General features: G+C 55.3%; 16 protein-coding genes. 6 read left to right on the forward strand and 10 right to left on the reverse strand.

The features are described 5' to 3' along the window. The first annotated feature begins 27 nt into the window (after nt 1–27). The 3 genes from CGL_RS04255 to CGL_RS04265 are packed head-to-tail and all read left to right on the forward strand — an operon-like array spanning nt 28 to nt 5,784. Nucleotides 28–4,590, forward strand: coding sequence for an ATP-dependent helicase (locus tag CGL_RS04255; RefSeq protein WP_011013925.1), 4,563 nt, complete (start codon nt 28–30; stop codon nt 4,588–4,590). A gap of 9 nt (nt 4,591–4,599) precedes the next feature. Further along, nucleotides 4,600–5,370 (forward strand): Fpg/Nei family DNA glycosylase, encoded by a 771-nt coding sequence (locus tag CGL_RS04260; RefSeq protein ID WP_003862398.1) that lies wholly within the window; start codon nt 4,600–4,602, stop codon nt 5,368–5,370. 3 nt (nt 5,371–5,373) lie between these two features. After that, nucleotides 5,374–5,784 carry a YccF domain-containing protein gene (locus tag CGL_RS04265; protein ID WP_003858364.1) on the forward strand — a complete coding sequence of 137 codons (411 nt, stop codon included), beginning with the start codon at nt 5,374–5,376 and terminating at the stop codon, nt 5,782–5,784. Here CGL_RS04265 and CGL_RS04270 read toward each other — a convergent pair. From CGL_RS04270 to CGL_RS04290, 6 genes are all read right to left on the reverse strand, one after another. Beyond that, nucleotides 5,774–6,376 (reverse strand): DedA family protein, encoded by a 603-nt coding sequence (locus CGL_RS04270; protein ID WP_011013926.1) that lies wholly within the window; start codon nt 6,374–6,376, stop codon nt 5,774–5,776. The two genes, CGL_RS04265 and CGL_RS04270, sit on opposite strands and share 11 nt — an antisense overlap. Then, a complete protein-coding gene (locus CGL_RS15430; RefSeq protein WP_165442296.1) occupies nt 6,373–6,531 on the reverse strand; it encodes a hypothetical protein in 159 nt (52 codons plus the stop codon). Before CGL_RS15430 ends, CGL_RS04270 begins: the two co-directional genes overlap by 4 nt. Nucleotides 6,532–6,540: 9 nt before the next feature. Next, nucleotides 6,541–7,716, reverse strand: coding sequence for a CynX/NimT family MFS transporter (locus tag CGL_RS04275; RefSeq protein ID WP_011013927.1), 1,176 nt, complete (start codon nt 7,714–7,716; stop codon nt 6,541–6,543). Between the two features lie 24 nt (nt 7,717–7,740). Next, nucleotides 7,741–9,363, reverse strand: coding sequence for a glucose-6-phosphate isomerase (gene pgi, locus CGL_RS04280; RefSeq protein ID WP_011013928.1), 1,623 nt, complete (start codon nt 9,361–9,363; stop codon nt 7,741–7,743). A 139-nt stretch (nt 9,364–9,502) separates the two neighbouring features. Beyond that, nucleotides 9,503–10,675, reverse strand: a complete 1,173-nt coding sequence (locus tag CGL_RS04285; RefSeq protein WP_230622908.1) for an HNH endonuclease signature motif containing protein — start codon at nt 10,673–10,675, stop codon at nt 9,503–9,505. 161 nt (nt 10,676–10,836) lie between these two features. Further along, on the reverse strand, nt 10,837–11,142 hold the full coding sequence (locus CGL_RS04290; RefSeq protein WP_003858377.1) for a chorismate mutase: 306 nt from the start codon (nt 11,140–11,142) through the stop codon (nt 10,837–10,839). A 68-nt stretch (nt 11,143–11,210) separates the two neighbouring features. Here CGL_RS04290 and pcrA point away from each other — a divergent pair, with 68 nt between their 5' ends. After that, nucleotides 11,211–13,502 (forward strand): DNA helicase PcrA, encoded by a 2,292-nt coding sequence (gene pcrA / locus CGL_RS04295; RefSeq protein WP_011013929.1) that lies wholly within the window; start codon nt 11,211–11,213, stop codon nt 13,500–13,502. Here the strand turns inward: pcrA and CGL_RS04300 are convergent. From CGL_RS04300 to CGL_RS04315, 4 genes are all read right to left on the reverse strand, one after another. Then, the gene (locus CGL_RS04300) at nt 13,459–15,684 is read right to left on the reverse strand and encodes an ABC transporter permease (protein WP_011013930.1); all 2,226 of its coding nucleotides are present in this window, start codon (nt 15,682–15,684) and stop codon (nt 13,459–13,461) included. The genes pcrA and CGL_RS04300 overlap by 44 nt on opposite strands. Further along, nucleotides 15,681–16,349 carry an ABC transporter ATP-binding protein gene (locus tag CGL_RS04305; protein ID WP_011013931.1) on the reverse strand — a complete coding sequence of 223 codons (669 nt, stop codon included), beginning with the start codon at nt 16,347–16,349 and terminating at the stop codon, nt 15,681–15,683. Before CGL_RS04305 ends, CGL_RS04300 begins: the two co-directional genes overlap by 4 nt. Then, nucleotides 16,350–16,859: a PadR family transcriptional regulator gene (locus CGL_RS04310; protein WP_003862411.1), complete on the reverse strand. Its 510-nt coding sequence runs from the start codon at nt 16,857–16,859 to the stop codon at nt 16,350–16,352. A 92-nt stretch (nt 16,860–16,951) separates the two neighbouring features. Next, nucleotides 16,952–17,665: a M23 family metallopeptidase gene (locus CGL_RS04315; RefSeq protein WP_011013932.1), complete on the reverse strand. Its 714-nt coding sequence runs from the start codon at nt 17,663–17,665 to the stop codon at nt 16,952–16,954. A 355-nt stretch (nt 17,666–18,020) separates the two neighbouring features. Between CGL_RS04315 and CGL_RS04320 the strand changes: the two genes are divergently transcribed. Both CGL_RS04320 and purN read left to right on the forward strand, forming a co-directional pair. Further along, entirely contained in the window at nt 18,021–19,340 is a 1,320-nt protein-coding gene (locus CGL_RS04320) for a cell division protein PerM (protein ID WP_011013933.1), read from the forward strand. Next, complete coding sequence (purN, locus tag CGL_RS04325; protein ID WP_003858391.1) at nt 19,315–19,944, forward strand: phosphoribosylglycinamide formyltransferase; 630 nt, start codon at nt 19,315–19,317, stop codon at nt 19,942–19,944. The genes CGL_RS04320 and purN overlap by 26 nt, the downstream gene beginning before the upstream one ends. Nucleotides 19,945–19,946: the final 2 nt, after the last annotated feature.

Below are 19,946 nucleotides of genomic sequence, written 5' to 3' on the forward strand. Positions count from 1 at the left end.
ATTCTAGATGTTTGGTTACATTAAGGCATGGCTAAAAGCATTCTTTCCCGATTCCGACCTCAAGTAGCGGAGTGGTTCCGGGATGTCTTTGCATCTCCGACCCCTGTTCAGGAGGGAACGTGGGAGGCGGTATCTAAGGGGAAGAATGCCCTCGTGGTGGCGCCGACCGGTAGTGGTAAAACCTTGGCTGCGTTTTTGTGGGCGTTAGATTCCCTCACTGAACAAACAGGTCAACAGGTTTTAGACACGGGAACACCGGTGCCTGTTCGTGGTGGGAAAGTGAAAGTGCTCTACATTTCCCCACTCAAAGCGCTTGGCGTGGATGTAGAAAATAATCTGCGTGCACCGTTGACCGGTATTGCGAGGACTGCCTCTCGGATGGGTTTGGATGTGCCCAATATCACTGTGGCGGTTCGTTCGGGTGATACGCCATCGGCGGAGCGGGCCCGGCAGGTGCGTAAGCCTCCAGACATTTTGATCACCACTCCGGAGTCGGCGTATTTGATGTTGACCTCAAAAGCGGGGGCGACCCTTTCGGATGTTGATGTGGTGATCATCGATGAAATCCACGCCATGGCCGGAACCAAACGGGGAGTGCATCTGGCGTTGACGCTGGAGCGTTTGGAAAAGCTCGTGGGGCGGCCTGTGCAGCGAGTTGGTTTGTCTGCAACGGTGCGTCCTTTGGAAACGGTGGCGGGTTTCTTGGGCGGTGGCAGACCCGTTGAGATTGTGGCTCCACCTGCGGAGAAAAAGTGGGATCTCACTGTCACTGTGCCGGTGGAAGACATGTCGGATTTGCCGGTTCAGGAGCCGGGATCAACTATTGGTGAACTAGTCATGGATGATCCGTTGGGGATTACTGGCGAATCAGCGCTGCCTACTCAAGGCTCGATTTGGCCACACATTGAGCAGCAGGTGTACAACCAGGTGATGTCGGCGAAATCGACCATCGTGTTTGTAAATTCCAGGCGTTCCGCGGAGCGTTTAACCAGTCGGTTGAATGAAATCTGGGCGATGGAACACGATCCGGAATCGCTGTCGCCGCAGCTGCGAAGAGATCCGGCGCAGATTATGTCGTCAGCGGATGTGGCAGGAAAAGCACCACAGGTGATCGCACGTGCGCACCACGGATCCGTATCCAAAGATGAACGTGCCACCACCGAAACCATGCTGAAGGAAGGTCGGTTGCGCGCAGTTATTTCCACCTCCTCGCTGGAGTTGGGCATTGATATGGGTGCCGTGGACCTGGTGATTCAGGTGGAATCGCCACCGTCCGTGGCAAGTGGCCTGCAGCGCGTGGGGCGTGCGGGGCACACGGTGGGGGCGACGTCGATAGGCTCCTTTTATCCCAAGCACCGCTCCGACTTGGTGCAAACCGCGGTGACCGTGCAGCGGATGAAGGAAGGGCTGATCGAAGAGATCCACGTGCCCAAAAACGCGCTTGATGTACTGGCACAGCAGACGGTGGCGGCTGTCTCGATTAAAGATGTGCAGGTCGATGAGTGGTACGAGACTATTCGCAAGGCGTATCCGTACCGGGATTTGGCGCGCGAAGTCTTCGATTCCGTCATCGACCTGGTCAGCGGTGTGTATCCCTCCACAGATTTTGCCGAGCTGAAGCCACGTGTGGTGTACGACCGGGTTTCAGGCGTGCTGGAGGGCCGGCCAGGATCCCAACGCGTAGCAGTGACCAGTGGCGGAACAATTCCCGATCGAGGAATGTTCGGAGTCTTCCTCGTCGGCGATGGTCCCCGGCGCGTCGGCGAGCTCGATGAGGAAATGGTCTACGAATCCCGCGTGGGCGATGTGTTTACGCTCGGGGCGTCGAGTTGGCGGATTGAAGAGATCACCCGCGACCAGGTACTGGTCACTCCCGCGCCGGGTCACACGGGTCGGCTGCCTTTTTGGACGGGCGATGCCGCAGGCCGGCCCGCTGAGCTGGGTAAAGCTTTAGGCGCTTTTCGACGCTCGACCCTCACCGATCCATCCAGCTCCGGCTTGGAAGGCTGGGCGCACGACAACCTGATCGCCTTTTTACAGGAGCAGGAAGAATCCACCGGTGTGTTGCCGGATGAGAAGACGTTGGTGTTGGAGCGTTTCAAAGATGAACTAGGCGACTGGCGCATTGTCCTGCACACTCCTTATGGACGAGGAGTAAACGCAGCATGGGCTTTGGCCGTCGGGGCGAAAATCGCTGAAGAGACCGGCATGGATGCGCAAGCCGTGGCAGGTGATGATGGCATTGTGCTTCGGTTGCCGGAAGGGGATGAAGATCCCAGCGCAGCGTTGTTTATGTTTGAGGCGGAAGAGATCGAAACGCTAGTGACAGAGCAGGTGGGTAACTCTGCGCTGTTTGCCAGCAGGTTCCGTGAATGCGCCGCGAGGGCCCTATTGCTGCCGAGACGAAACCCCGGCAAGCGCGCACCGCTGTGGCAGCAACGACAACGAGCAGCACAGCTTCTTGATGTGGCCAGAAAGTACCCGAGTTTCCCGATCATTTTGGAAACAGTGCGCGAATGTCTTCAAGATGTTTACGATCTGCCCGCTCTGAAGAATCTCATTGAGGATCTACAGCTGCGGAAGGTAAGAATCGCGGAAGTCACCACCCAGCAGCCCAGTCCTTTTGCCTCCGCATTGCTGTTCAATTACACCGGTGCATTCATGTACGAAGGCGACAGCCCGCTCGCAGAGAAACGTGCCGCAGCGTTGGCCCTGGATCCGGCACTGTTGGCGAAATTGCTGGGTGAGGTGGAGCTTCGACAATTACTGGATCCCGACATCATCGCAGAAGTGCACCAACAATTGCGCAGGCAAGGCGATCGTGCGGCGAGAAACAATGAAGAACTCGCAGATTCTTTGAGGATTTTAGGACCGATTCCTTTGGATGAATTGGGCGAACACATCACCTTTGAAAACCCAGACCTGGAGGATCGAGCAATGACTGTTCGGATCAACGGTCGGGAACATTTAGCGCAGGTCTTGGATGCACCTTTGCTTCGAGATGCCTTAGGTGTTCCCGTACCGCCTGGTGTGCCTGCGCAGGTAGAAACCATTACGGATGCGTTGGAACAGTTAGTCAACAGGTGGGTTCGTACCAGAGGGCCATTTACTGCGAATGATTTGGCAGAAGCCTTTGGACTGGGCATCGCCACGGCGATCACCGCCCTTCAAAGCGCACCTGTGATTGAAGGCCGCTACCGACAAGGCGTGGACGTGCAGGAATACTGTGCGACAGAAGTGTTGTCGATCATAAGGCGACGCAGCCTCGCAGCAGCGAGGAAACAAACCAGGCCGGTATCGCAATCAGCCTTTGCGCGATTCCTGCTTGATTGGCAACAGATCGCACCGGTGGGCGCCACACCTGAACTCCGAGGCGTTGATGGCACCTACACAGTCATTGAACAACTCGCCGGTGTACGTCTTCCCGCCAGTGCGTGGGAAGATCTCGTGTTGCCGCGCCGGGTTGCCGACTATTCACCGATCCATCTCGATGAGCTGACCTCCAATGGGGAAGTCCTCATCGTGGGAGCGGGCCAAGCCGGAAGCCGCGATCCGTGGATTAGCTTGCTGCCCGTGGATTATGCGGCGCAGTTGGTGGGGGAGGCGTCGACAAGCATGAGCCCATTGCAGGACGCCGTGCTTGACCAGCTGCGTGCGGGAGGCGCCTTCCTGTTTTCTGACATTCTCGAAGAGAATTTCGGCTACACCACAGCCCAGCTGCAAGAAGCGATGTGGGGGCTGGTGGAAGCAGGCCTGGTCAGCCCTGATAGCTTCGCGCCGATCCGCGCGCGCCTAGCGTCGGGAACCACGGCGCATCGGGCGAAACGTCGACCAGCGAGATCCCGGCTGCGCACCCGCACCAGCTTCGCGAGCGACGTGCCCCCAGACATGCGCGGACGATGGACGCTGTCCGTGCAACCCGCCGACGCCACCAGCCGCTCCGTCGCACACGGCGAAGGCTGGCTCGACCGCTACGGCGTGCTCACCCGCGGGAGCGTCGTCGCCGAAGACATCGTCGGAGGCTTCGCCCTGGCCTACAAAGTGCTCTCCGGCTTCGAAGAAAGCGGCAAAGCGATGCGCGGCTACTTCATCGAAGGGCTCGGCGCCGCGCAATTCTCCACGCCCGCCATCATCGACCGCCTCCGCGGCCACGACGATTCCCCCGACGTCGAAGGCTGGCCCTCCGGCGCCACCGACCCAGACGTCTACCTCATAGCCGCCGCCGACCCCGCAAACCCCTACGGCGCCGCACTTCCCTGGCCTGAGCAGGGGCCCAGCCGCGCCGCCGGAGCTATGGTCGTGCTTTGCGACGGACTCCTCCTCGCCCACCTCACCCGCGGCGGGCGCACCCTCACCGTGTTCTCCGACAATATCCCCAAAATCGCGACAGCCCTAATCACATACGAAAGGCTCACGGTAGAAAAAATCAACGGCGACAACGTCTTCGACTCCCCACTCCTGGAACAATTCCGCAAACACGGCGCCACCATCACCCCGAAGGGAATGCGATTTCGACCACCAGTGGCACGGGAAACCCCCTCAGATACGCTTCCCACCAGGACTTTTCGTGGAGGCTTCGGACGGCGCTAACCTGATGACATGCCAGAAGGTGATTCCGTATTCCAACTCTCCCGCAAACTTCAATTCATGCGCGGAAGAGAAGTGCTGGAAACCTCCCTGCGTGTGCCATCAGTGGCACTTCACGATTTCACCGGTCAAACCGTCAACCGCGTATGGCCCTACGGAAAACACCTCTTCATGCAATTCGGTGAAGAGATCCTCCACACCCACCTCAAAATGGAAGGGACGTGGGCTGTCCACCGCAAAGGCGATCGCTGGCGCAAACCTGGACACACCGCGAGGGTAGTGCTTGTGCTGTCGGAAAACATCGAGGTGGTGGGGCATTCCCTCGGCTTTGTCAGAGTGTTCCCCGCAAACCGCTACTCCGAAGAGATCGCTTACCTCGGCCCCGACGTCCTTGCCGAAGAATTCGACATCAACACCGCACGGAACAATATTGCATCGAACCCTTCCCGAACAATTGGCGAAGCCCTCCTCGACCAATCCAACCTCGCTGGAGTAGGCAACGAATACCGCGCTGAGATCTGCTTCCTCATGGGCGTCCACCCGGCGACACAAGTAGGATACGTTGACGTCGAAAAGGCTCTGAAGATTACCCGAAGACTCATGTGGGAAAATCGAAATTCGCCGATTCGAGTGACCACCGGGGTTCGACGCGCCGGGGAATCCACCTATGTGTTTGGGCGTAACAATAAACCGTGCAGGAGATGCCGAACCCCAATCGTGAAAGCCGAGTTGGGGGAGCGAATAATCTGGTGGTGTCCGCGCTGCCAACCGCTAAACTCGTGAAGCATGAGACTAATACTCAACCTGATTTGGTTATTCTTCGGTGGCATTTGGCTCGCGTTGGGATACGTATTCTTCGGAATCATCGCATGTATCTTCATCGTGACGATTCCCGCCGGTATCGCAAGCTTCCGCATGGCTAACTACGCGCTGTGGCCGTTTGGTAGGACGGTTGTTCGTAATCCTAAAGCCGGAGGGTTTTCTGCCCTGAGCAACGGACTGTGGTTTATCATTGCTGGACTGTGGCTGGCGATCGGGCACCTCACCACCGCGGCTGCCCAGGCGATCACCATCATCGGAATTCCACTGGCGATCGCAAACATCCGAATGATCCCCGTGACGTGTTTCCCGTTCGGCAAAGAAATCTATGACAGCAACCGCATTCCCTTCGGCTACGAACCGATGGTTAAGTTTTAATTCGGCGACGGACTAAAACAAACAACACATAAGCCACGATGAGCGCGATACCTACGTAAATGATCGTTGAATAGCTCTCAAACCACATCGACACCGTCTCCCATTCCGCCCCCAACCACACACCAGTCCAAATCAGAACCGCATTCCAAATGGTGCTGCCCACCGCAGTGAGCACACCGAAGAGAACCGGATTCATCTTGTCGACGCCCGCCGGAATCGAAATCAAACTTCGGACACCCGGCACCAACCGACCGAAAAACACCGAATACTTCCCGTACTTTTCGAACCACGATAGGGATTTATCCACGTCGGTCGCGTCGACAAGCCACATCCAGTCGGCGACCTGCCGCAACCGTGCCGCCCCGATTGAGCGCCCCAACCCGTAAAGCAAAAACGCTCCGGAAACCGACCCGATCACCGACCACATAAGCGCCGCCCACACATTGAGATCGCCTTGCGTGGTGGTGAAACCCGCGAGCGGAAGCACCACCTCACTTGGAATCGGCGGGAAAACGTTCTCCAAAAACACCGCGACACCCACGCCAACGGCGCCGAGTGCCTCCATGATGGAGATAACCCAATCCAAAATCATCGTTTACTCCGCGCGATCACCGCATGTGAAACAAGCGGATACGCAATGAGCATCCCCCACGCCCACTGCACATTAAACACCCAATTCAACACCGCAAAACCCACCAAAAACAGCAGCGTCGCGATCACACAAGCAGCGTCAGATCTTTGCGGCATAGCGCCATCCTAGCGATTTAAAAGCTTTTCGACGTAAACCTGCCTTGTCGCAAAGTAACCGCCTCTAATAACGAAGAGTGTTGCAACCGCAAAAAGCACAAAGATTGTTCGGAAGCTGCCTGTCGCATCGACAATGAAACCAGTCAACAAGGGACCGAAACACGCAATCGTATAACCCAAACCCTGCCCGAAGGAACTCAACGCAGAAGCACCAGCACTAGTTTCAGCACGAATATTAATGAGCGTCAACGCCATCGGGAACGCAAGGGGACCAAGACCAGACAACGTCGCCCACAACCACGGCGCAACATCCGGAGCCAAACAAAACCCACCATTACCGATGAGAAACATGACACTGGCGATAACAACCATCGGGAAGCAGTTAGTGAAACGCGTCACCAACCACGGTCCCAGAATGTTCAGCGGCAATCCCAAAATTGACCACCAGCCTAACAACACCGCACCGAGCTGAGGATCACCTACCATCTGCGGCATAAAACCCATGAGGATATACGTCGCAAACGAAGTAAACCCAAACATCAACCCGAGCCCCACACCAACCGAAGACTTCCACACAGGAAGAGAAACCTTCGACGGCGCCGCAACAACCCTGGCACCCTGCAAACTCAACAGCGGAATCCACGAAATCGCCGCAACCAACCCCAGCAGCGCCCACGAACCGAGCGACACCCTCCAACCGGTCAACCCCACATGTGTAGCCCACTGAGAAATCGGCACGGCAAGCGTCGGAGCAAGTGCCTGAACAATCTGGAACGACACCAGATAAGTTGTCGACATTCCACCGACGTGACGCGGAAAATACTCCCTAACAGCAATCGGAAGCAACACATTGGTAACTCCGATCGCAAACATCGCGAACACAGTACCGACCATCAACAGCGAAGCAGGTCCAGCGACACGAATAATCTGACCGGCAGCAGTCAACAGCATGGCAAACATCAACAGTTGGGAAGTAGTGAACTTCCTCTTCAACGACGGAAGCGCAAACGCAGCAACCGCGAACATAGCAGTCGGGATCATGCCCAACACACCAATAAGAGAAGCACTAACCCCTAAATCATCCCGAATCTCAGAAACCAGCGGAGCTAAAGCAGTAATAGCTGTTCGCAGATTGAACGAGGTCAGGATGATAGCGGCCAGTGCTATGAGGCGAGGATTCTTCACGCCCCTGACCCTATAAGCAAGCGACTACCTATTTGCGCGGTACCACTTAATCAGTGAATCAGTGGAAGAATCTCCCGAGTCAACATCCTCTTCACCAGAGACAGCCGGAGCGAGGTCATTTGCCTGCTGTTTGCCCAGTTCAACACCCCATTGGTCGAAGGAGTTGATGTCCCAAATCACGCCCTGAACCATCACGATGTGTTCGTACAAAGCGATCAACGCACCGAGAATAGAAGGGGTAAGTTCCTCCGCCAAAATGGTGGTGGTTGGGCGATTACCTGGCATGACCTTGTGGTTGACCAGCTCAGGTGCGACACCTTCCGCAGCGATCTCTTCAGCGTTCTTACCGAAAGCCAAAACCTTGGTCTGTGCGAAGAAGTTGCTCATCAAAAGGTCATGCATGGTGCGCTCACCGGCAGGAAGATCCTGCTTTGGACGAGCGAAACCAATGAAATCAGCTGGAACAAGGCGAGTGCCCTGGTGGATCAGCTGGAAGAAAGCGTGCTGGCCATTTGTGCCAGGCTCACCCCAGTAAATTTCGCCAGTGCCAGTGGAAACAGGGGAGCCGTCGCGGTGGACTGACTTGCCATTTGATTCCATGGTCAGCTGCTGGAGGTAAGCAGCAAAACGGCTGAGATCCTCGGAATAAGGTAGGACAGCGTGGGTTTCTGCACCATAGAAATCGGAGTACCAGACACCGAGCAGAGCCATCAAGATTGGAACGTTCTCTTCGAACTTGGTGGTGCGGAAGTGTTCATCCATCGCGTGGAATCCACCGAGGAAACGCATGAAGTCGCGAGGGCCGATCACTGCCATGAGGGAAAGACCAACTGCGGAGTCCACGGAGTAACGACCTCCGACCCAGTCCCAGAAGCCGAACATGTTGTCCGTGTCGATACCGAACTCTGCGACCTTTTCAGCATTGGTGGACACTGCGACGAAGTGCTTCGCGACAGCCTCTTCACCGAGCTTCTCTACCAGCCAAGCACGAGCTGCACGAGCGTTGGACAGCGTCTCCTGGGTGGTGAAAGTTTTCGAAGCGATCACGAACAATGTGGATTCTGCATCGAGGTCTTCCAACACAGAAACGAGGTCTGCTGGGTCGACGTTGGAGACGAATTCTGCTGAGATACCAGCGGTCGCGTATGCACGCAGAGCCTTCGTAGCCATGGCTGGTCCGAGGTCAGAGCCACCGATACCAATGTTGACGATCTTCTTGATCGTGTGGCCGGTGTGTCCCAACCAGTTGCCTGAGCGCAGCGCAGTAGCGAAGTCACGCATGCGTCCCAAAACTTCGTGGACATCAGCAGCAACATCTTGGCCATCTACTGACAGATCAGCTTCGGCAGGAAGGCGCAGCGCGGTGTGGAGGACAGCGCGGTCTTCGGTGTTGTTGAGGTGTTCACCGGCAAACATCGCGTCAATGCGTTCGCGAAGGCCAGATTCTTCGGTCAGTGCAAGGAGCTTGGTGAGGGTGGCGTCGTCAAGCAGATTCTTCGACAGGTCGACGTGGAGGCCAGCCGCGGAGAAGGTGTACTTCTCGGCGCGGTTTTCTTCCTTGAAAAGTTCACGCAGAGTGGTTGCCTGGAAGTTTGAGTAATGATCGGTCAGGTCTTGCCAAACCTGGGTGGTCGAAATGTCCGCCATGAAAACTCCTTTATTGTCGTTAAATAACATCTTCAGGTTAGCTTGCTTTTGTGGCCAAGCGCATCGAAGAGTGTTCAAAGTGGGAAACACGACAAATTTAGGTGCGTTTATTGGGCTGCTTTTCGACGTGGCCATCCGGCTACTTGGCGTCCTCCTTAACCCAACGCTTGTGGTGGCGTGCCCGGTGTTGGGCGACTGTTTGCGCCCATCTCGCATTTTTGGGATTGAGCGGCCCGTTGGGTTCTGACACTGCCCATGTTCCGTCTCCCATGAGCCAGACGATGATGCCGGAGAAGGGATCGAGAAGGTAGGTGACTCGGCCGTCGGTTTTCATGTTGTGGTGGTGTTGACAGAGGCAGCCGATTCCGCCTAGGCAAGTTTCTCCGCCTTCTTCGTAGGGGATGCGGTGGTCGGCTTGGGTTTTGAGCGCTGGGACTGAACAGCCAGGGAATCGGCAGGTGCCATCACGACCAATGAGTGCGTCACGCAACGCTGGTGGAGGATCGTGTTTGTCGGTGCTGATTTTGGCAGCCGCATCCATGTCTTGTTCTTTGTTGGCTTTCTCTGACCAGAATGTTCCAGTCTTGGCATCCAACCAGCCGATTCCGCTGGCCCACACTGGGGCGTTGGCGAGGTCTTTGGCGGTGTACAAGTTGAGGACTACCTTGACTTGGATATTGTTCCGAAGGATGTCGCTGAAAGCTTCGCCGTAGGTGAGGTCGTTTTTCTTCGCGTGTTGGGTGACGGCGTCGTTGATGATGTGCCCGTCCACAGCATCGACGGAGGCTCCGATTTCGGCGGTTCCGTCTGGGGAGAAGGTCACTCCGAAAGAGCTGTCGTCTTGGGTACCGCGCGAACCGGTGGCTCTTGCGTCGTCAAGCAAATCTCTTATTTCTTTTATCTTGCGTCCTATGGACGCCGGGCTTGGCAGAATCTGGTTGGGGCTGGTGGCGGTGAGGTATTCGGTGAGGATTGCGTCGGCGCCGGCGAGGTTGTCGGGGTTGATGCCGGCGAGTTCGTTGCTAATGGTGATCAGTCGGGAGAGGTCGAGGTGGTACAGCTTTTGTTGCAGGGCTTTGAGTTCGGGCAAGTCGGCGAGCGTGGCAAACGCGATGGATATGCGGGAGACCTGCGCTTTTGTTAGACCTGTGACGATGGCGAGGCTGGAGATTGCGGTGGAATGGTCATCGTCGTCGCCTGGCAGGTGTTCTTGCCAGAAGCGGTGTTCCAGTTCTCTGAGTTTGGTTTTTTGTCGTGCGGGCGGACTGTCTGGGTTGTTGACTGCGAAGAAGTTGGTAAACAAGGAAGGCACCTCCATTCGGGATTCTGCCCTGTAACCTATCCACTATTTTCTTCGTCGGAAACCAGCTCGCTAAAAACCTGTGGATAACTCTGCCCATCAACGGCTAAAACCCTGACCAAAACTAAAAGCCCTGGTCAGGGTATATAAATATTTTTCTACCTGTGGATAACTTATCCGAGTTTTCCGCGTCCCATGCGCAGCAAAATTCCAGCGAGGGCAGGGCCTTCCTCGCCGATCTCTTCACGGAATTGGTTGATGATTGCTACTTCTCGGGTGTGCACGAGACGTGTTCCGCCCGAGCTCATGCGTGTTTTTCCGATGGTTTGGGAAATCTTCGTGCGGCGTTTCACCGCATCGAGGATTTCGCGGTCCAAGCGGTTGATCTCCTCGCGATACTTTTGGATCTCCGCATCGGACAATGGGTCATCCGTGCCAGAAGGCATCCTGATCTCGAAGTTGTCACCTGCATTAGTCATGCACACTATTCTGCCACGTCTGGCTGTCGACTATGCGTGTCCACCCCACCTAGTAGGTTATTGGGGTAATGAATACTTCTCCTTTTACCCCAGGTTCCCCCGATCTCATCGATGGCTTGAATGAGCAACAGCGTGCTGCTGTGGAGCATATCGGTTCTCCGCTGCTGATTGTCGCTGGTGCTGGTTCAGGCAAGACTGCTGTGTTGACCAGGCGTATTGCTTATTTAATGCGTTACCGTGGTGTGCATCCGCAGCAAATTTTGGCCATTACCTTTACCAATAAGGCTGCCGCTGAGATGCGTGAGCGTGTCAGTCAGCTGGTGGGCCCGGTTGCGGAGCGCATGTGGGTGGCTACGTTCCACTCGGTGTGTGTGCGTATTTTGCGTCAGCAGGCGCAGTTGGTGGAGGGGCTGAACACTAACTTCACTATTTATGATTCGGATGATTCGAGGCGTTTGCTCACGATGATCGCCAAGGATCTGGAGTTGGATATTAAGAAGTTCTCGGCGCGTACGTTGCTGGGTGCTATTTCTAATTTGAAAAATGAGTTGGTTACTCCGCAGGAGGCTCTTGCGGATGCTGAACGCACGCACAATCCTTATGAAACAGTCGTGGCCAGGGCGTTTTCGGAGTATCAGAGCAGGCTTCGCCGTGCCAACGCTGTGGATTTTGATGATTTGATTGGGGAGACTGTTCGGATTTTCCGGGAGCATCCACCTGTTGCGGAGTATTACCGCAGACGTTTCCGCCACGTGCTGATCGATGAGTATCAGGACACCAACCACGCTCAGTATGAGCTGATTTCTACGCTCGTCGGCAAGCCTGACCAGGATCCGTCTGAGCTGTGTGTTGTGGGTGATTCGGATCAGTCTATTTATGCTTTCCGTGGCGCCACGATCCGCAACATTGAAGAGTTTGAGCGCGATTTCTCCAACGCCCGCACCATTTTGCTGGAGCAGAATTACCGTTCCACCCAGACGATTCTTTCTGCTGCCAACGCGGTGATTTCTCAAAATGAGAACCGTCGACCTAAAAACCTGTGGACTGCGCTGGGGGAGGGCGAGCAGATCATTGGTTATGTTGCCGACAATGAGCACGATGAAGCCCGTTTTATTGCTAGTGAGATCGACAATTTAGTTGACCACGGCATGAGCTATTCCGACATCGCGATCATGTACCGCACGAACAATTCCTCGCGCGCACTAGAGGATGTCTTCATGCGCACCGGCGTCCCCTACAAAGTAGTCGGCGGCACGAAGTTCTACGAACGCAAAGAAATCCGTGACATCATCGCTTACCTGCGCGTTTTAGAAAACCCCGATGACACCGTCAACCTCCGTCGCATCATCAACACCCCCAAGCGCGGCATCGGCGATCGCGCGCAGGCGTTCATCGCGCTGCACAGCGAGAACAATCAGATCAGCTTCGGGCAAGCGCTTCTCGACGCCGCCCTCGGCAAGGTCGACCTGCTTGGAGCGCGCGGCAAGAATGCGGTGATTAAGTTCAATGAGCTTTTCGACGCCCTCCGCTCCGAACTCCCCACCATGGTCAATGAGGTCACCGGCCTGCCAGACATCGGCCAAGTCATCAGTCGCATCCTCGACATCACTGGCTACAAGGCAGAACTTGAGGCATCCAACGACCCTCAAGATGGCGCACGCCTAGACAACCTGAACGAGCTTGTCTCCGTGGCCCGCGAGTTCTCCTCCGACGCCGCAAACCGCATGGTTAATGAAGTTCCAGAAGGCGAAGCCCAACCGGGCAGCTTACAGGCATTCTTGGAGCGAGTCTCCCTGGTTGCCGACGCCGACCAAATCCCCGATTCCGACAACGGCGTAGTCACCCTCATGACCCTGCATACCGCCAAGGGCCTTGAATTCCCCATCGTGTTCCTCACAGGCTGGGAAGACGGACAGTTCCCACACCTGCGTTCCCTTGGTGATGCCAAAGAACTTGCCGAGGAACGCCGCCTCGCCTACGTGGGTATCACCCGCGCCCGCAAGCGCCTCTACATGACCAGAGCCATGCTGCGTAGCTCCTGGGGCAACCCGGTGACCAACCCACCGTCACGTTTCCTCCAAGAAGTGCCCGCAGAACTCATCGATTGGAGGCGCGAAGAACCCCAGATGTCTTCCGCCTGGGCTCCTCGACCCACCCGAAGCATCCCCACCAAAACTCGCACCAACAATAAGCAGTTGGATCTGTCGGTGGGGGATCGCGTCAATCACGACAAGTACGGCTTGGGAACCGTGCTCTCTTCAGATGGCAGCGGCCCCCGAGCCACCGTCACCATCGATTTCGGTTCCTCCGGCAAGGTTAGATTGATGCTTCTTGGTGGCGTCCCGATGGAGAAGCTATAGCCCCAATCACGGCGCACACCAGCGGCGCCACAACGAGGAGGCTTACCAACAGAGGCCACGGCAGCATCATGTGTTCAAGCGTGCCGTAGTTCAAAATTGCTCCATCAACAATTTCATCAGTGGTGCCTGTCAGCAGCGCTGCAATCCATCCGGAGACAAGGCCCATGATGCCTCCGACAAGGGCAAGCAACGCTGCATTTAAGGCATTGACTTTGTAGATTGTTCCAGGTGTTGCTCCGATGGCAATCAATGCGTGCTGTTGGAGTTTGCGATTAGCCAGCACGATCACAAGGGAAACGACCACAATTGCCACCGCAGTTAGTGCAGCACTGGAAGCAAGTGAAGAATTATGGCCGTCGTGGCTGAAATGCGCATCTCTTGACCGATTGATTGCTTGTACAGTTTGGTCATCTAGTTCTTGGGGAAGCACGATTGTTCCCAAGAATTCTGTTTGTCCTCCGATTTCTTCAAAAGTTTCTGGGCTTAATAAAACATGTGAGTACAGCGGCGGTAAAACAGCAGCGGTGTCTAGCATGTAGGTTTCATCGCCGGGGTATATTGCGTATTCTTGCAGCCCGGAATTATAGGTTGATGGCGCGTAGATGTCGGCTTGTTCGTGGACACCGAACATGTCTAAAATCTTGGGCGTGGCAATAACTGGTCCGCCAAAAAATGAGGTCAGTGCGGGCACATAGTTGGCCGAGTAAAAATCTACATCTAGTTCATAGATACCAAAGCCATGGTTATCACCGTATACATCGATTTTTTGCCCCATGAGTCCAGGGATTTGTGTGTCACCGCGTAAGAATACGGCCTCAGGATACACCGAGGCGGTAGCTTCTCTATCGCTGGCTTGGGTTGCAAGTCCAGTTGTTTGCATAAATGTACCAAGCATAATCACTGCCGCCAGCGCACCAATCGCAGGAATGGAGTGCATTGATCGGCGCAGCATATCGCGCGTAGCTAGTTTGAATGTCAAACCAGGCAGGCGCCCAAGCGCCCACAACACCGCAGGCACTGAGGCCGGCAGGGCGATGACGGCTGCCAGGAAGCATAATTGCTTGACGACGCCTCCCCACTCTCCGTCACCGATAAACAAGGCGATTACCGCAGCTGCAATTAAGACGATTGGCCCGATGAGCATTCGAGGGCTCCACCGGATGATTTTGTCGGAGATTCCTCCGTAGATTCCGTTGATGATGCTTGATCTACTGACAAAAACTGCCGGTAAGAATGCAGCAATCGTTGAAGCGATGATTGCCAGCGCCCAAAAACCTACAAGAACTAGCCAGGGGGTGGTGAGGGAGAATTCAGGATAGGTGTATTTCCACCAGCCGTAGATGCCTATTTGCCCCAGAACTAAACCAATGGATGCCCCAACAAGACCTGCGAAGAGCCCATATGTAAGCACTGCCCACCGAATGTGTCTAGGTGTGGCACCCTGTGAGGCGAGCAGTGCGAAAGTTCTGGTTTGCCTTGAGGCGGAAATTGTAAATACTGGTGAGATCAGCATGAGTGCAACGACGGCGAGAATTGTCGTCGATAAAAATCCCATGATGTAGCTTGGGATCAAATTTGGGTCGACGGATATGGGGCCGCGCCGATATTCATTAACTTCAAAGCCAACTGCTTCTAGTGCTTGTCGGTTTTCTTCGGTGAAATTCGATCCGGGGAAGTACCAGGTGCCGGAAAAAGTTTCTGATTCGGAGAAATTCTCAAGAGAAAACAGAGTACCTTCGGGCAATAAGATATTTGTGGGAGAAATCGACTGAACTTCCACCGGGGTGCCGTGAATGGTCACGGTATCACCGATTGTGGCACCTAAAACATCGAGTGCATCGGCGGGAAATGAGGCTTGTTGTACGTTTGTTGATTGCACAACAAAGAAATTGACTTCCTCATCACCGAAGGAGACTTCTGGATAACCATTGGCAAAGAGTTCCAGGTGGAAGTCTTCTGGAAGGTTTTCTTGGAGGAGTTGGTAGGCTCCTTCTCCGTCATAGTGAGCTTGTACCTGGGAACCAGGATAGCTAGCTGCATTGTTGATTGATTGATCATAGGTAAGAAAGAAACTCACCAGGAACATCGGTACGGCCACCAACAAGATGGCTGCCAGCGATCGCCATGGGTGTTTAAAGGCATCGCGCAGGGTGGGGCGGGTTGCTGCTAGAAGTGTGGTCACTGGATTTCACCATCCCTAAGCATGATTGTTCGGTCTGCCCACGCGGCGAAGCGGGGTTCGTGGGTGACAAGGAGGCCTGCGGCACCGGAATCGATTCTTTGGCGGAGGACGCGGAGGACTGCGTCGCCGGTGGAGGTGTCGAGGGCGCCGGTGGGTTCGTCGGCAAGCAAGATTTTTCGGGGGCCGATGAGGGCTCTCGCGATGGCGACGCGCTGGGCTTGGCCGCCGGAGATCTCTTCGGGGAAGCGGTCGTCGAAGCCTTCGAGGCCGACTTCCGCGAGTGCGATTGCTACTGCCTGGCGGTCGGTTTTGCCGTCGAGTTCTAGGGGCAGACCGACGTTTTCTCCGACGGTGAGGGTGGGGACCAGGTTGTAGTTTTGGAAAATAACTCCGATGTGGCGACGCCTGGTTTCAGCTGCGCGTTTGGCGTTGAGGTCTGAGGCGCTGGCACCGTCGATAAGCACATGGCCAGAGGTTGCGCGCTGCAGGAGGCCGGCGACGTTGAGCAAGGTGGATTTTCCTGAGCCGGACGGGCCCATGATGGCAACGAGTTCGCCGGGATTGACTGCCAGCGAGACGTTGTTGAGCGCGGAGACGTGGCGTGGGCCTTCTCCGAAGGCGCAGGAGATGTTTTGAAGTTCAAGGGGGAAAGGCGTGTTTGTCATTTACTGCTCCAATGCTTCAATTCGGTCGAGCCAACGTGCCTGGGCTTCTAGTTCAAAGATTCGCTTTTCGACGAGGAGCCGCTGGGTGTTTCTGGTTTCGGCGAGATCGCGGCTGGATTTGTTGAGTGCGCGTAGTTCCGCCATGACTGTGTTGCGTTGAATGTCTAAAAGTGGAATCAAATTGAGGCCACGTGATTCTGCGATGGCGATTTTGGTGACTAATTCATCGCGTTCGGACAGTGTGACGGTGACGGGACTTTCGAACCACTGCGCGACAAGTTCGCGACCTAAGTCCGTGGGCTGGAAAGTATCTACGGTGCGGCCGTTGGAACTGACGGTGGTGCCTGCGGTTTCCGCCAGGCCGTCGCGCTGTAGCCGCTGGATGGTTTGGGTGACTTGGCCGATATTGAGCTGCCAGATCCCCATTGTTTCTTCAAACTTGGTTTGCAGCTGACTTGCCGAGGTTGGTTCGTCGAGCATGAGCACCAAGAGTGCATGTTTTATGGACATTGTTCCCCAATCAAGAGTTGGATACCCAGTAACTTACTGGGTATGTTTTGGGAACGCAAGAGGACGACCGTAAAGGGTCGCCCAAAAGTTAATTAAAGAGTAATGCCGCGCTCTGCAAGCCAAGGAGCTGGATCAACAGCGCCACCGCCTGCAGGGTAAACCTCGAAGTGGAGGTGGGAGCCGGTGGAGAATCCTCGGCTACCCATGCCTGCGATGCGCTCGCCAGCCTTAACAGTCTGACCAACGGTCACCTCAACGGTTTCCATGTGGCCGTACACGGTGATGGTGCCATCTTCGTGCTGGAGGCGAACCCAGTTACCGAAACCGGAAGCAGGACCTGCATCGATAACAGTGCCGTCCATGGCAGCGAGGATTGGAGTGCCGATTGCGTTAGCGATATCCACACCGTTGTGGTTGGTGCCCCAACGAGCACCGAAGCCGGAGGTGTAAGAACCTTCAGCAGGGCGAACCACTGAAGGGCCACGAGCGTCCAGGTCAGCCTGAATGCGGTCAGCGTTGTACTGAATGGTCTTAACGATCTGATCGCCCAAGTTCACAACTGGCTTGAACTCAGCGATGGACAGGATCTGAGGGGCGGAGCTTCCAGCCACGAGGTCAGTTGTGTCGTTTGCAGTAAGCTCGAAGTTGACCTCAACGGGCTGATTGGAAGCCTGTGCAGCAACTGCTCCGCCTGCGCCTGCAGTTGACACGGCACCGGTAGCTACTGCAACAAAAGCGACACCACCCTTAGTTACTGGGGAGGTAGTCTGCTTGCGGTGCTTGCCACCTCGAGTGTGCTTCTGCAATTTCGCCTGCTTCCGATTCTTGCCACAAAACTTTTCGAAGCTTATATCACGCTATCGAAGTTTAATTGAGACCATCTTGTTATCTACCGGAAGTAACACTAGCCGGAGATTCCCGATCGGGCAAGTGAAAAGCCAAAGTTTGATTACTTTTTAGCAAATTGTGCAAAAAGTAATACTTTTCTCACAGTGTTACTCTCCGACGTGCCATCGCCAAAACTATCCGTATTAGTGGCACAGTTGTTTATTGATGAGCAAGAAAAATAGTTCGCAGACACGACCCGGTCAGATCCGACGTCGCCGGCCAAAACCGCAAGCACCTGCGCAAACGCCACAGAAGGCAGCTCAGCAATCAAAGTTGCTGCGTTTCCTTCCAACCGTGCTGATTCCGCATGGCGTGGCGGTGCTTTTGGTTATTATTCTCGCCGTAGCCTCCCTAATGTTCACCAATTCTTCAATGGTGAATCTTTCGGCAACGATTGCACAGCTGTGGCTTTCCCTAAATCTCGGTGCGGTGGACGGCAGTGGGGAAGTGATCTCAGTACTGCCCACGCTTCCCGGCTTTATATTCCTCTGGGCCATCGCCGCGCGCATCCACCGCGCAGTCAAAGATCGTGTCAGCATCGCCGACTTAGGCGTCCTCGCAGCACTCGTCCTCGGCATCCCGCTTGCGCTCACCGCCATCGCAGCGTTCATGCTTTTCGACGCCTCCAGCGTCCTCAACGTCGAGGTCCCGCCAATCACGCGCCTCCTACGCGTGATGTTGTTCCACCTCAGCGCCCTCTTCCTCGGCATGGGGCCACGCCTGTGGCAGGCGTTGGCGCGCCGCTACGGTGCTCCAGAATGGCTTATCGACGCCATCACCCAAGCTTTCCGCTTCCTCATCGCATTTGGAACAGTCTCCTTGGTTTCCGTGCTCGTGATGACCGCGATCAACCACAGTGCATTCACCGCGACCATGCAGGGCTACGACGACTCCGCCTCTGTTGTGGCCTTGATCGTCCTGAGCATTCTGTATCTGCCCAACATGATGATCTTTGCGATGGGCAATCTGATCGGCTCACCCCTTTACTTCGGTGACGCCTCCATCAGCGTCTTCAGCGTGCATTCCGTTCCATTGCCACCGCTTCCCATCCTCGCAGCTCTCCCCAGCGAAGCCCTCTCATGGGCAGTGGCCTTACTGGTCATCCCTGCAATTATTGCCACCTGGGTCTGCGTGAGAAACCCCATGCGCCTTGCCGTGAACACAACAGCAGCAGTCATTTCAGCACTGTGTTTCCTCGTCCTGGCAGTTTTCGCCGGCGGAACCTTGGGCGTATACAACTACGTCGGACTCAACCTCCTGGCGTCAGTTGGCCTAGTTTTCGTCTATTTCGCCCTCGTTGGACTCCTCATCGCCGGAATCGACAAGCTGCGCAACCCTGTAGAAGTTAAGTCTGTTAAGGCTGTGGCTGTTGTGGAGCCCGAGCCTGAAGAAGTTGAAGAGGACGAAGAGGAGCATGTTGAAGAAGAAGTAGATGAGGAGGAAGAGGAAGTTGAGGAAGGGGTAGAAGAGGTCGAAGAAGACGACGCAGAGGATCCTGAAGAGAATCCTGAAGAGGAAGAATCCGACGAAGAAATTGAGACAGAAACTGAGGCTGAAGAAACCAATGATGGTTCCGAGGCCGAAGACCGTTAACATATCTGTTGTGAATTCTGACTCTACGACCACCATTGTCGTGCTAGCTTCCGGAACAGGCACCCTCCTTCAGTCACTCATTGAAGCGCAAGGTACCTATTCGATCGTGGGCGTTGTCTCTGACGTCGAATGCCCTGCACTTTCCAGAGCCGCAGATGCAGGTATTGATACTGCAGTTGTTCCGCTTGGAAAAGATCGTGCACAGTGGAACCACGAGCTTGCAGACGCAGTTGCAGTAAGCGACCCAGATTTGGTGGTCTCTGCGGGATTCATGAAAATTTTGGGCGAAGGTTTCCTCTCAAGGTTCCCGTCCCGCATCATCAACACCCACCCAGCTTTATTGCCTTCTTTCCCTGGTGCCCACGCGGTTCGCGATGCTTTGGCATACGGTGTGAAAGTGTCAGGTTCGACAGTTCACCTTGTCGATGCTGGTGTGGATACCGGCCCAATTATTGCTCAACGAGCAGTGCCGGTAGAAGTGAATGATGATGAATCCAGCCTGCATGAAAGAATCAAGCAGGTTGAGCGTAAACTCATTGTAGAAGTCCTGAACAGCGTGGAATTTTCGCGTCAGGGTGGCGTACAACTCAACTGGAGAGGCTAAAT

The sequence above is a fragment of the Corynebacterium glutamicum ATCC 13032 genome (assembly GCF_000011325.1).
GTDB classification, from domain to species: domain Bacteria; phylum Actinomycetota; class Actinomycetes; order Mycobacteriales; family Mycobacteriaceae; genus Corynebacterium; species Corynebacterium glutamicum.